The 12688-nt window shown below is 68.9% G+C and carries 11 protein-coding genes and 1 pseudogene; 4 read left to right on the top strand and 8 right to left on the bottom strand.

Annotated features, from left to right (window positions below; all coding sequences use genetic code 11):
* The 4 genes and pseudogenes from AC1DZ6_RS07600 to AC1DZ6_RS07585 all read right to left on the bottom strand — a co-directional run.
* Window positions 1-329 (bottom strand): annotated as a pseudogene (locus tag AC1DZ6_RS07600) (hypothetical protein); the annotation flags it as partial.
* A complete protein-coding gene (folB, locus tag AC1DZ6_RS07595; RefSeq protein ID WP_477096589.1) occupies window positions 326-721 on the bottom strand; it encodes a dihydroneopterin aldolase in 396 nt (131 codons plus the stop codon). The pseudogene AC1DZ6_RS07600 and the gene folB, both read right to left, overlap by 4 nt.
* Window positions 722-744: 23 nt before the next feature.
* Entirely contained in the window at window positions 745-1500 is a 756-nt protein-coding gene (locus AC1DZ6_RS07590) for an SDR family oxidoreductase (protein WP_477096586.1), read from the bottom strand.
* A gap of 4 nt (window positions 1501-1504) precedes the next feature.
* Complete coding sequence (locus AC1DZ6_RS07585; protein ID WP_477096585.1) at window positions 1505-1651, bottom strand: hypothetical protein; 147 nt, start codon at window positions 1649-1651, stop codon at window positions 1505-1507.
* Between the two features lie 152 nt (window positions 1652-1803).
* On the opposite strand from AC1DZ6_RS07585, the gene AC1DZ6_RS07580 reads away from it, so the two are divergent.
* Window positions 1804-2274, top strand: a complete 471-nt coding sequence (locus tag AC1DZ6_RS07580) for an NUDIX domain-containing protein (protein ID WP_477096584.1) — start codon at window positions 1804-1806, stop codon at window positions 2272-2274.
* Window positions 2275-2292: 18 nt separating this feature from the next.
* On the opposite strand, the gene AC1DZ6_RS07575 is transcribed toward AC1DZ6_RS07580, so the two are convergent.
* Window positions 2293-2766 carry a hypothetical protein gene (locus AC1DZ6_RS07575; protein ID WP_477096583.1) on the bottom strand — a complete coding sequence of 158 codons (474 nt, stop codon included), beginning with the start codon at window positions 2764-2766 and terminating at the stop codon, window positions 2293-2295.
* A 139-nt stretch (window positions 2767-2905) separates the two neighbouring features.
* Between AC1DZ6_RS07575 and AC1DZ6_RS07570 the strand changes: the two genes are divergently transcribed.
* Entirely contained in the window at window positions 2906-4345 is a 1440-nt protein-coding gene (locus tag AC1DZ6_RS07570) for an aldehyde dehydrogenase family protein (protein ID WP_477096582.1), read from the top strand.
* Between the two features lie 97 nt (window positions 4346-4442).
* On the opposite strand, the gene AC1DZ6_RS07565 is transcribed toward AC1DZ6_RS07570, so the two are convergent.
* Window positions 4443-4820: a GIY-YIG nuclease family protein gene (locus AC1DZ6_RS07565; protein WP_477096588.1), complete on the bottom strand. Its 378-nt coding sequence runs from the start codon at window positions 4818-4820 to the stop codon at window positions 4443-4445.
* A 234-nt stretch (window positions 4821-5054) separates the two neighbouring features.
* Here AC1DZ6_RS07565 and AC1DZ6_RS07560 point away from each other — a divergent pair, with 234 nt between their 5' ends.
* Entirely contained in the window at window positions 5055-6914 is a 1860-nt protein-coding gene (locus tag AC1DZ6_RS07560; protein ID WP_477096581.1) for an AMP-binding protein, read from the top strand.
* A gap of 148 nt (window positions 6915-7062) precedes the next feature.
* Here AC1DZ6_RS07560 and AC1DZ6_RS07555 read toward each other — a convergent pair whose 3' ends face one another.
* The gene (locus tag AC1DZ6_RS07555) at window positions 7063-9504 is read right to left on the bottom strand and encodes a M28 family metallopeptidase (RefSeq protein WP_477096580.1); all 2442 of its coding nucleotides are present in this window, start codon (window positions 9502-9504) and stop codon (window positions 7063-7065) included.
* A 169-nt stretch (window positions 9505-9673) separates the two neighbouring features.
* Window positions 9674-12187, bottom strand: a complete 2514-nt coding sequence (locus AC1DZ6_RS07550) for a TonB-dependent receptor (RefSeq protein ID WP_477096579.1) — start codon at window positions 12185-12187, stop codon at window positions 9674-9676.
* Window positions 12188-12452: 265 nt separating this feature from the next.
* On the opposite strand from AC1DZ6_RS07550, the gene AC1DZ6_RS07545 reads away from it, so the two are divergent.
* A partial coding sequence (locus AC1DZ6_RS07545) for a protein adenylyltransferase SelO family protein (protein ID WP_477096587.1) occupies window positions 12453-12688 on the top strand: 236 nt, incomplete at its 3' end.

The following is a 12688-nucleotide window of genomic DNA, read 5'->3' as shown; positions in this document are numbered from 1 at the left end:
CCCCCAGTCTTGCTTGAGGGCGCGAGATCCGAGGCCACCGCCGCCACGGCGCGGGCAAACAGAGAGAAGCTGGCCAGACGGTCGTCGAACCGGCCGGGGCCGAGATAGCTCTGAGCGGTCAGGATGGTCTTGCGGCGACCGAAGGCCAGGGTCAGCACCCGGCGGCGGCCGCCCTCGCGCGGCCTGGCCAGGCGGAAGGCCGTCAGGCCGGAAAGCGGAAAGCGCTGCTCGCGCGGACCGCGACGCTCGACCAGCTCCGCGCCCTCCAGGGTCCAGACCGTTTCCGGCTGGAAGGGGGAGAGGCGGGCGCTGTGCTGAAGCGCACTCACCCCCGGACGGCGGTGATTTCCACCCCGGCCGCGGCGGCGTGGGGGGCCAGGGCCAGGGGCTTCTCGACCCGCACCCGGGCGCGGGTCACGCGGCTGTCGGCGAAGCTGGCCTGGGCCAGGCGCTCGGCGAAGGTCTCGACCAGGTCGATATGGCCCTCGGCGGCGATAGCCTGGGCGGCCTGCAGGATGGTCTCGTAATTGACCGTGTCGCCCAGTTCCTCGCAGTGGCTGGCGGCGACGTCGAGCTCGACATCGATGACCAGGGGTTGCTGGCGGCCGTGCTCGTGGTCGTAGACCCCGATCCAGGCCTCGACCTTCAGGCCGCGCACGAACACCTTGGTGACGATCACCCGGGCCAGCGAGGGCCGGGCTTCGTTCGGAGCGTTGGTCAGGGGTTGGGCGGCCACGGTGACTCTCAGGAACCGATGATGTCCGGCGTGCGCCAGCCCAGATGCTGACCCGCGTCGACCGCGATCATCTGGCCCGTGACCGCCGTGGCGTCAATGAGGTAGCGCAGGGCGCCGGCGATGTCGTCGGGCGAAACGGCCCGTTCCAGCGGCGTGCCGGCGGCCTCGCGCTCGAATTCGCCGGGCGCCTGGTGCACCGAGGCCAGGGTCGGGCCGGGGCCGATGGCGTTGACGCGGATGCGCGGCGCCAGGTCCTGGGCCAGGGTCTGGGTCGCCCACCACAGGCCGGCTTTCGACAGGCTGTAGCTGAAGAATTGCGGATTGGGCCGCAGCACGCGCTGGTCGACGATGTTGACGATCTGGCCTGTCTGGCCGGCGGGCAAGGCGGCGGCGAAGGCCTGGGCCAGCACGATCGGGGCGCGGAGGTTGGCGTCCAGATGGGCGTCCCAGCTTTCGCGGGTCGCGGTGGACAGTCGGTCGTCCTCGAAGGTCGAGGCGCTGTTGATCAGCAGGGTGACGGGACCCAGGGCCTGGGCGGCGCGGGAGATCAGGGCGGCGGTCTGGTCCTCGTCCGTCAGTTCGGCGTCGAGGAGGATGGCGCGGCGGCCCAGGGTCGCGATCTCGTCGGCCACGGCCTGGGCGTCGTCCCGGGCCGTGCGGTAGTGGACGGCGACGTCGAACCCGGCCCGCGCGGCCTCAAGGGCCAGGGCGCGGCCGATCCGGCGACCGGCGCCGGTGACCAGGGCCGCGCCGCGCGTGGTCACGGTCTTAGTCGAAACGGCCGAACTCGAACTTGTTCAGGGCCAGGATGACCACCAGGAAGATGGCGATGATGCCGATCGCGATCATGGGCGCGGGTCCGTTGTGAGACTGAAAGGTGATGCGGGCTTTAGCGGGGGCGGGCGCTGACCGCAAGGCTGACAGCCACCAAAGCTCTGTCATCCCGGACAAGCGCGCAGCGCGCAGATCCGGGACCGACGCGTGAACTCGGCGCTTCCGGCGGTCCCGGGTCTTCGCTTCGCTACGCCCGGGATGACAGATGAGGGGGCAAAACGTAGGTTCATCCCATGCTCTGGCGTCGCCGTGTCGAACCCTTCACCCGCCCCCTTGTCTATGCCTGGTTCCGCCTCAAGCGCGGGCTGACCCTTGGCGTGCGCGGGGTGGTCACTGACGTCGAGGGCCGGGTGCTGCTGGTGCAGCACACCTATGTCCACGGCTGGTATCTGCCCGGCGGCGGGGTCGAGCGCGGCGAGACGGCCGAGACCGCCGTGATCCGGGAACTCCAGGAAGAGGCCGGCATCCGGGTGATTGGGCCCGTGACCCTGGTCTCGGCTCACAGCAACGAGCGCCACCACCCCGGCGACCACGTGCTGGTCTACCGGGTCCACGCCTGGGAGCCGTGCGCCGCCAGCCCCCAGGACGAGATCCACCAGGTCGGCTGGTTCGCGCCGGACGCCCTGCCGGACGACGTCACCCCTGGCAATCGCAAGCGGATTGCCGAGCTCTTCCACGCCGCCGAGCGCGATCCCCTGTGGTGAGATGAGGGGTGAACCGCCTCAGGTTCCAAAGCACGCGTCGAGCATCAGGATAGCGGCCGCGCGCCTGTCGGCCGCCGGCGATGCGGCGCCCGTCAGCGGACGGATGGCGGAATCGCCGATCATGGCGTCATGACAGATCGCGGCCCTTTGTCGGTGTCCGTCGACCTCGATCACGCAGACCCCGGCGAAGATCTCCCCTGCCCCGTGGCTGATCGTGCTGGTCGGCATGCTGACCACGGCCTCGCATCCGACCACCGTCTCCGGCGCGTGATTGTAGACTTGGCCCGCCTGGAGCGCGGCGACGCCCTCCGGCATCCGATCGGGCGCGAACCAGGTCAATGGAAAGACGAAGCCGGTGGTGTTGTGGCGCGCCGTTTCCAGATCCCGGGACAGCTTGAAATCCAGGGTGTCGGCCGCCAGGGCCGAGGTGACGCAGGCCAGGACGGTCAGGACGAGAACGCCGGCTCCAACGCGTTTCAGAGGGTCTCGCATGCCTTCGCCTCAAGCTGAGCCACAGATTCGACGAATAAGCCGTCTATCCGATCGACGCGGGGGCTTCCACACTGAACGTCGATCACTAGAATGACTGTTTGAACGGGCGCCGCACCCAAGAGCGCTCCAGGAGGATCCCATGCGCGACTACCTGAAGTTCTACATCGACGGTCAGTGGGTCCAGCCGAAGGGTTCCAAGACCGTCGACGTGATCAATCCGGCCACCGAGGCCGTCGCCGGCCGGGTGACCCTGGGCACGGCGGAAGACGTCGATCTGGCGGTCCGCGCCGCTCGCAAGGCCTTCCCCAGCTTCTCCCAGACCAGCCGCGAGGAGCGTGTCGATCTGCTCGAGCGGATCATCGCCGAGTACCAGAAGCGCTTCGAGGACATGGCGAAAGCAATCACCGAGGAGATGGGCGCCCCGTCGTGGCTGGCCCAGCGTGCCCAGGCGGCCATGGGCATCGCCCACGTCCAGACCGCGCTTGCGGTGCTGAAGGACTACAAGTTCGAGGAAGACCGCGGCACCACGCGCCTGGTCAAGGAGCCGATCGGCGTCTGCGCCTTCATCACCCCTTGGAACTGGCCGATCAACCAGATCGCCTGCAAGGTCGCGCCCGCCCTGGCCGTCGGCTGCACCATGGTGCTCAAGCCCTCGGAAGTGGCCCCGTTCTCGGCCTGGATCTGGACCGAGATCCTGGCCGCCGCCGGCGTGCCGGCCGGGGTGTTCAACCTGGTCAACGGCGACGGCCCGGTGGTCGGCGCGGGCCTCAGCTCGCACCCCGAGGTCGACATGGTGTCGTTCACCGGCTCGACCCGGGCCGGCATCGAGGTGGCCAAGAACGCCGCCCCGACCGTCAAGCGGGTGCACCAGGAGCTGGGCGGCAAGAGCCCCAACATCATCCTCGACGACGCCGACTACCAGAAGGCGGTCGGCGGCGGCGTGGCCTCGGTGATGATGAACTCGGGCCAGTCCTGCAATGCGCCCACCCGCATGCTGGTCCCCCAGAAGCGCATGGACGAGGTGATCGCCATCGCCCGGACCGCGGCCGAGGCTCACACCGTCGGCGACCCGAACGGCAACTCCAAGCTCGGCCCCGTCGTGTCGGAAGTGCAGTGGAACAAGATCCAGGGCCTGATCCAGAAGGGCGTCGACGAGGGCGCGACCCTGGTCTCGGGCGGTCCCGGCAAACCGGAAGGCCTGGAGACCGGCTACTATGTGAAGCCGACGGTGTTCGCCAACGTCACCCCGGACATGACCATCGCCAAGGAAGAGATCTTCGGCCCGGTGCTGGCGATCCTCGGCTATGACGGCGTCGACCAGGCGGTCGCGATGGGCAACGACACCGAATACGGCCTGGCCGCTTACGTCTCGGGCAACAGCGAGTCCGAGGTGCGGGCCGTGGCGTCGAAGCTGCGGGCCGGCCAGGTGATCCTGAACGGCGCCGGCCCCGACCTGATGGCCCCGTTCGGCGGCTACAAGATGAGCGGCAACGGCCGCGAATGGGGCGACCACGCGTTCGGCGAGTTCCTTGAGACCAAGGCCGTGCTGGGCTACGGCGCCAAGGTCGCGGCGGAGTAGCCATCTTCCTTCTCCCCTTGCGAGAGAAGGTGTCGGCGCAGCCGACGGATGAGGGGTCGCACCAGCGAAAGCCGTGCGGCCCCTTCTGCGTTTGGACTCAGATTTGACGAGGAACAGGCGTCCATTCGAAGGTTGATGCGTAGAGGTCGTCCCAACGAGGGTTGTCGCGCTCGATCAAGTTGATTTTCCACTGTCGGGGCCAGCGTTTGATCGACGTCTTACGCTGGATCGCCTCGGTCATCAGGTGGTGGATCTCGTACCAGACCAGACGCTTGAGGACGTATTTCCGTGTAAACCCAGGCATGGCGCCTTCTCGGTGCTGGCCGATCCGCGTGAAGAACTGACCCGTCACGCCGGTATAGATCGTACCTCGGTAGTCATCCGTCATCATGTAGACGGCGATCCAGGCGTCCCGCGCGACCATGGCGGCTCTCTCCTTTCCTGGAACATTACATGAACATATAAGCCTCGTCATTCCCGCCCTTGTGGCGGGAACCCCTCTATCCGCCGCAAGGATAGGGATGTGGCGCGCCAGCGCGCCAAGACGCTTCACCGTCAGCTGAACCAGGGGTTCCCGCCACAAGGGCGGGAATGACGGCTGAAAGGTCTGGGACACGGACAGACGCTTTACGTCCCGTCACGCTTTACGCGAACGTCAGGCCGCGTAACCTCTCCGTAAACAACGATAACCGACCTGGGAGAGAGCGATATGGACGGCGCCGAAGCCCTGACCGCGCGCGACCCGAGCACCGCGCCCTTCAAGCCTCTGGCCATGCGGGGCGCCGACATCAGCGTCGACCGGCGCGCCGACGGCAGCATCGTCATCACCTCCAACCATCCGCCCGGCGCCGGGCCGCGCACCATCAGCCACCTGCTGGCCGACAAGGCCGCCCTGCATCCCGACCGGCCTTATCTGAAGCAGCGCGAGCCAGGCCACGGCCCCTGGCGCGGCCTGAGCTACGGCCAGGCCCAGCGGGCGGTCGAGGGCGTCGCGCAGTGGCTGCTGGACCAGGGCCTGACCGCCGACGACAGCGTGATGATCCTGTCGGGCAACTCGATCGAGCACGCCCTGATGACCCTGGGGGCCTATGGCGCCGGCGTGCCCGCCGCCCCGGTCAGCCCGGCCTACAGCCTGATGTCGACCGACCACGGCAAGCTCAAGCATTGCTTCGACAAGGTCGCGCCCAAGGTGGTGTTCGCCCAGTCCGGCCTGCTGTTCGACAAGGCCATAGCCACCCTGCGCGCGATCCGGCCCGACCTGCTGCTGGTCACCGCCGACGGGGCGGGCGAGGGGGCCATCGCCTTCGACGCGGTGGCCGCCACCCCGCCCAAGGACGTCGCCGCCAAGCGCGAGACCCTGACCCCGGCCACGGTCGCCAAGTACCTGTTCACCTCCGGCTCGACCGGCATGCCCAAGGGCGTGCCCCAGACCCACGCCATGATGGCGGGCGTGATCGCCGGCCAGGAAGGGCTGCGCACGGACGAACCGTCCGAAGATATTCCCAACAGCCTGGAATGGATGCCCTGGAGCCACATCTCGGCGGGCAATATCGGCTTCAACGCGGTGATCTGGGGCGGCGGCACGCTGTGGATCGACGAGGGCAAGCCGCTGCCGGGCATGTTCGAGACCACGATCAAGAACCTCTACGAGGTCTCGCCCGTGGTGTTCGGCTCGGCGCCGATCGCGTTTTCGATGCTGGCCGGGGCGATGGAGACCGACCCGGTCCTGCGCAAGGCGTTCTTCAAGAACCTCAAATACATGGGTTACGGCGGCGCGACCCTGTCGGACGACGTCTATACCCGCATGCAGGCCCTGGCCGTGGCCGAGACCGGCCATCGCGTGCCGCTGACCACCATGTACGGCGCGACCGAGACCCAAGGGGTCACCGTGGTCCACTGGATCACCGAGCGGGTCGGGCTGGTCGGCCTGCCCCTGCCGGGCATCGCCCTGAAGCTGGCCCCGGCCGGCGCCAAGTACGAGGTGCGGGTCAAGGGGCCGACCGTGGCCAGCGGCTACCACAAGGATCCGGAAAAGACCGCGGCGGCCTTCGACGAGGAGGGCTTCTACAAGCTGGGCGACGCGGCGCGGTTCGTCGATCCCGAGGACCCGTCCAAGGGCCTGGTGTTCGACGGCCGGGTGACCGAGGACTTCAAGCTGGACAGCGGCACCTGGGTCAGCGTCGGCGTGCTGCGCCCCGATCTGGTGGCGGCTTGCAGCCCTTACATCCACGACGCGGTGATCGCCGGCCAGGACAAGCCGTTCATCGCCGCCATGGTCTGGCCCTCGCCGGCCGGGTTGACGGCGCTGGTCGCCGACGAAGGGCCGGGCACGCCGCTGGACAAGCTGACGGCGATCCTGCGCGAGCGGATCGGGGCGTTCAACGCGGCGGCCGGCGGCAGCTCACGCCGCGTGGCCCGCGTGGCCATCCTGACCGAACCGCCGTCCATCGACGCCGGCGAGATCACCGACAAGGGCTACGTGAATCAGCGCGCGACGCTGGAGCGTCGGGCGGCGATGGTGACGGGGCTGTATGCGAAGGAGCCGGGGGAAGGCGTCATCGTGATCTAGCCTTCCACCTTAACCACCGCTCATCCCGGCGAATGCCGGGACCCAGATCCCAAGGCTGGGTGGCTCATGGGATGAGCTCAGAGTTCGTGGGGCCCACCACACCGCCATTCCATCTGGGTCCCGGCATTCGCCGGGATGAGCGGATTTATTATTGGGTCTCCCCCGCCGCAAACGCCGGCCACGTCAGCGCCCCGCGGTCCAGCACGATCGTCTTGTCCGAATAGCCCGTGCCCATCAGCCCCGCCGGCTTGGCGGGGATGGCCGAAACGCCGCGCGGCCAGCCGTCGCGGATCTCGATCACGGCCACCTCGACCTTGCCGGCCCCCCGGGCGGTGAAGCTGAGGGTGACGCCGTTGGGGTCGGGGGCGTGGTAGCTGAGGCTGGTCCACGCGCCGGCCTTGGTCGGCAGGACGATCGGGCGGCCGTTCAGGCGCGGTTCGCCCAGGTCAACGCTGGGCCGCAGACGCAGGGTCAGGACCTCGGCGCCRGCCGTCGGCACGGCGCGGACCAGCAGGCGGTCGCCGGCCCGGTCAAGGGTCAGCACCGGCCGCTCGACCGGCAGGACGGGGGTCGGGGCCATCCACACCGGATCGCGATAAAGCGGCGGATAGGCCTGATGCGCCGGCTTGGCGTCGTTGTCCGACAGCACCACCTTCGACCAGGGATCCAGGCGCGGCAGGGGCGAGACCCGCCAGGCCGTGCCGGTCGACAGGTCGGCCAAGTGGCTGGCCTCGGCCGGCTGCGGCCGGGTCGGGCCGCCGTCGCCCAGCCCGGCATAGAGCAGCAGGCCCGCCCCCGCCGCCACCGCGACGCCGGCGAACACCGGGGCCCAGCGATAGGCGGCGAAGTCGAAGGCCAGGGGCAGCAGGGCCGGGGCGGCCAGGATGGCGAACACCGCCAGCACGGCCGGCTCGGTCAGGCCCACGCCCGCGAAGGTCCAGGCGCCCCAGGCGCCCAGCTGAGCGACGACGGCGATGGCGACCAGGGCGATGGCCAGGGTCAGCAGCCAGGCCACCCGGCGGTCGCGGGTCCCGCCCACGGCCATGACCAGGGCGGCGGCCAGGCTGGCGGCCAGCAGCGGCCAGGCCAGCATCACCGAGGCGCCGGGCATCAGCGCCTGGGCCGTGACCGCCAGGCCCAGCACTACCAGAAGCGCGCCCAGCCAGGCTCCGAACACCCCCACGCCCTTGCCCAGGCTCAGCCAGGCCAGGACGACGACCGCCACGCCCAGGCCCAGGCCGATGGGATCGAAGCCGCCGACCAGGCTGCAGGCCCCGCCGGCCGCTAGGCCCGCCACGGTGATCCAGATCCGGCCCGCGCCGCGCGCCTGCAGGATCAGGGTGGTCAGGCACACCCCGATCAACAGGATGCCCGCGCCCGGCAGCAGCACGTTGAACTGGCCCAGCACCGCGTAGTAGCGCTGCAGGTCGCCGATGCCGATCAAGCGGCCGGCCAGGTGCAGGGCCAGCACCGCGCCGGCCGACAGCAGCAGGAAGCCGGCGATCCCGCGCAGGATCTCAATGAGCGTCACGGCCTTGCCGCGCAGGGCCCGATAGCCGGTGAAGACGATCAGCAGGCCCGCGACCGCCAGGATCGCCCAGCCCACATTGACCGGATAGGCCACCAGGCCCAGGGCCAGGACGTCGGAATAGATCAGGTCCGGCGACTTGGCCGGCAGGGCCGCGCCCATGGCCAGGACCCTAACGGTGGGCAGGGCCTGGTCGCCCAGGTTCTGCAGGCTGCCCTGGTTCAGGTGCTCGGGCGTGGCCAGGGGCGTGTGATAGGCCAGCTGGTCGTCGATGAAGGCGAAGTTCAGGCCCGGCAGCCCATTGCGCAGGGCGTGGGTGAAGTCGGTGTCGTTGGGCATCCGCTTGTAGACCGCGGCGGCCAGCGAGTTGGCGGTCGGCTGATGGGCGTTCCCCGCGTAGAGGCGGACCAGATCGCCGCTGTCGGTGCCGGTCTGGAACATGGCCGCGCGGCCGGCGTCGCCCCGGGCTTCCATGTTGATCACCACCCCGACGTGCTCGCGCAGGGGGTCGCGGGCGAAGAAGGCCTCGGCGCCCAGCAGGCCTGGCTCCTCGCCGTCGGTGAACAGGAAGATCACGTCGCGGGCGGGCTGTGGGCCGGCCTTCAGGGCGCGGGCGATCTCGAGGGCGGCGGCGACGCCGGCCGAGTCGTCGGCCGCGCCGGGCGAGTTGTGGACGGTGTCGTAGTGGCTCATGACCAGCACGGCCGGGGCGTCGCGGTCGTTCCCCGGCAGGGTGGCGACGATGTTCTGCACCGCGCCCACGGCCACGGATCGCGACCCCTCGGCCGCCTCGCGCACGCCTTCACCCGGACGAACGAAGACTTCCAGCCCCAGGCCGTTGATCCGACCCATCAGATGGTCGCGCACCCGGACGATCTCGGCCGAGCCGATGGGGTGAGGTTTCTGGCCGATGGCGCGGACGTCGGCCATGGCGCGCGTGGCCGAGAACTGGTCGGCGGGGGCGTTGGCCGGCAAGGGGGCGGGCGTGCGCAGGGCCAGGTTGGCGATCGCCAGGCCCAGCAACAGGCAGACCCAGACGCCGAGCAGTCGGACGGTCTTCATGCGATGCGCCTCCGCAGTCGAGCCCCGCCCCAGGGGTTTGAGGCAGGGTGAGGCGCTTCGAGATTCGTTGAAAGCTTGACCCAAAGGAAAAGGGCGACCCGGTCGCCCGGATCGCCCTTCAAGTCTGGCGGACGACGGCGGTGAGGCCGTCGTCCGTTGGGTTTCGAGCCTAGAACTTGGCCCGCAGGGTCATGCCGTAGGTGCGCGGCGCGCCCAGGAACGCGTCATAGGTGATCGTGTCATTGGCCGGCACATAGGTCGCATTGGTGGCGCTCAGGCCCGACGAGCCTTGCAGGAAGCCGTTGAAGCCGACCTGCGTGTATTCTTCGTCGAACAGGTTCTGAGCCCACAGTTCGACCGTCCACTTGTCGTCCTGGGTTCCCAGGGCGACGCGGGCGTTGACCAGGGTGTAGGCCTTCTGCGTCTTCGGCGGGAACAGGTCCGAACCGGTGTTGTAGTCGGACGAGTACTTGGCGCCGACGTTGAAGCGGGCCTTCAGGGTGTCGCTGACCGGGGTCTCGTAGGTCAGCGAGCCCGAAGCGGACCACTCAGGCGCCAGCGACATGCGCGAACCCGGCAGCAGGGCCAGGGCGTTGGCCGGATCGTTGGTCACCGGTTGCTTGCCGTACTTGGTCTTGGCGTAGCTCAGGCCGCTCTGGACCGACAGGCCGTGCACGGGGGTGAACCACAGGAAGTCGAGGTCGGCGCCCTTGGAGGTGACTTCCTTGATCGAGCGCACCGCGAACGAGGTGCCCAGGAAGGTGTTCAGCTGGAAGTCGCTGAACTCCTGATAGAAGCCCGTGATGTTGAACAGCACCGTGCGGTTGAACAGGGTGTTCTTCAGGCCCAGCTCGTAGCTGTCAACGAACTCGGCGGGGAACGACGTGTCGGCGACCGGCACGACGCCCTGACCGCCGGACGGCAGGCCGTTGGACGATTGAGCGCGATCCAGGTTGAAGCCGCCGCCCTTGTAGCCGCGCGCGTACGAGGCGTAGCTGAACACCTCGGGCGAGAAGCGGTACGAGGCCTTCAGCGTGCCGCTCCATTCCTTGTCGGTGCGGTTCTGCTTGTAGCCTCGGCCGTTGAACAGCGGGTTGGCCCAGGGCAGGCAGAGGTTGCCGATCACGGTCGCGGCGTTGGCGCCGCCGACGATGCCGGCGATCCGGGCCTGGCCGGCGGGCGAAAGAGCGGTGCCGCAGGCGACGCCGCCGTCGCTGGTGGTCTGGTAGGTGTCGACCGTCTTTTCGTCGATCGAGTAGCGCAGGCCGGCGGTGATATCGAACGCGCTGGTCACGTGCCAGGTGTTGTTGGTGAAGCCGGCGACGGTGGTGGCGCGCTGCTTGTACTGGTCGCGCAGGCCTTGGCCGCCGACGAAGCTGGTGTTGGGCGCGCGGTTCAGCAGCAGGGCGATGAAGTTGGCGACGCCGGCCGGGTTGGCCCCCGAGCGCGACAGCAGACGGCCCAGATACTGCTCGTAGTCGTTGCCGTAGAGGAAGTTGGCGCGGTTATCGAGCCGCTCGTCGGCCAGGAAGGCGCCGACCAGCCAGTCCAGCTTCTCGGTCTGGCCCGCCAGGCGCAGTTCCTGGCTGAAGGTGGTGAACTCGGCGTAGTTGGTGCCGTCCTTCACGCGGTAGGCCAGGTCGGCGGTGGTGAAGTCCGAATCCTGGCCGTTGTCGGTGCGCCAGTTGCGGATGGCCGAGATCGAGGTGATCTCGCCGAAGTCGGTGTCGATCACGCCTTGCAGCGAGACGCCCTTGTCCTCGACCGACGACGGCGCGCCGCGGTTCGAATAGGCGACGCGGGCATAGGGATCGGCGGTGGTGGCCAGGACCGGGCCGCCGTTGACCACGGCGAGGATGCCGGCGGTCGGGCCGGTGCGGATCTGCACGGCGCCGCAGCAGTTCTCGTCGCGCTTGGTGTAGTCGCCGATCAGCTTGAAGGTGGCCTTGTCGTCCGGGACGAACAGCAGTTGGCCGCGCACGGTGTAGAAGCCTTGGTCGGCGTCCTGGTCGCGGGTGCTGGGGCCCTTGCCGGTGACCACGTCGTTATAGCCGTCGCGCTCGCGGGCGGCGACGTACAGGCGGCCGGCCAGGGTCTCGGTGCCGAACAGCGGACCGGTCACCGAAGCGGCCAGGGCGTGGGCGTTGAAGTTGCCGATCGTCGCCTCGCCTTCGCCGCCGAAGCCGAATTCCGGTTCCTTGGTGACGATGTTGATGACGCCGGCCGAGGTGCTCTTGCCGAACAGGGTGCCTTGCGGACCCTTCAGGACTTCGATGCGCTCCATCTGACCCAGGTCGCCGAACGACACGCCGTTGCGGGGGCGATAGACGCCGTCGATCACGATCCCGACCGAGCTTTCCAGGCCGGGGTTGTCGCCGACCGTGCCGACGCCGCGGATGCGGGCGGTGGTCGAGGCTTCCGACGTGGTCGAGGTCACGGTCAGGCCGGGGGTCAGGATCGTCAGATCCTTGATGTCCTTGACGCCCGTGTCCTGCAGCAGCTTGGCGCCGACCGCGGTGACCACCACCGGCACGTCCTGCAGGTTCTGCTCGCGCTTCTGGGCGGTGACGACGATGCTGTCGACGGTTTGGGTTTCGGTATCCTGGGCCTGAGCCGCCAGCGGGATCAGACCGGCGAGCACGACGGCGGACGCCGTGCCGCAAAGCACCTGAGTAAAGCGCATTTCCTACCTCGGTTCGTTTTATGACGTGAGCGCTTGCAACGCCCCCGCCTTTTGATTTGGTCTTGCCCGAACGATTGTTCGAATTGACACGCAAGGGTTACGGTCCCGCTGGGTGCTCGGCAAGGAAAAACCTTATGGTTTAACGGTTCGAGCACGCCTGTTGCGCGGATGCGACAGCGCTCGTCCAACATCCCCAATCTTCCGTTGGCTTCTAAAGCCCGTCGGCGTGCTTGCGCCGGCGAGCCGGGCGGCTCATGTCGGGGGCATGCCGATCTCCGCCGCCTACCGCCCCGATCCCGTCTTCATGCGCCTTGGTCCGGAGTTCGCCGACCCGGTGGCGCCCGCCGACTTCCCGGAGACCATCCTGCGGTTCCGCAACGACCGGGCGGCCGCGAGCGTGGGGCTGGAGGGGTTGACCGACGCCGAATGGCTGGCGCACTTCGGGCGCTTCTCGCCGCTGCCGGACAACCAGCCCGGGCCGCTGGCCATGCGGTATCACGG

Source organism: Caulobacter sp. P1_B12_2 (assembly GCF_056406675.1).
The sequence above is the reverse complement of the archived record's forward strand: the minus strand, read 5'-3'. Positions and strand labels throughout refer to the sequence as shown.

Coding starts and splice junctions, on each gene's coding strand:
- AC1DZ6_RS07580 (WP_477096584.1), top strand. CDS start 1,804: ATGCTCTGGCGTCGCCGTGTCGAACCCTTCACCCGCCCCCTTGTCTAT.
- AC1DZ6_RS07575 (WP_477096583.1), bottom strand. CDS start 2,766: ATGCGAGACCCTCTGAAACGCGTTGGAGCCGGCGTTCTCGTCCTGACC.
- AC1DZ6_RS07570 (WP_477096582.1), top strand. CDS start 2,906: ATGCGCGACTACCTGAAGTTCTACATCGACGGTCAGTGGGTCCAGCCG.
- AC1DZ6_RS07565 (WP_477096588.1), bottom strand. CDS start 4,820: ATGACGAGGCTTATATGTTCATGTAATGTTCCAGGAAAGGAGAGAGCC.
- AC1DZ6_RS07560 (WP_477096581.1), top strand. CDS start 5,055: ATGGACGGCGCCGAAGCCCTGACCGCGCGCGACCCGAGCACCGCGCCC.
- AC1DZ6_RS07550 (WP_477096579.1), bottom strand. CDS start 12,187: ATGCGCTTTACTCAGGTGCTTTGCGGCACGGCGTCCGCCGTCGTGCTC.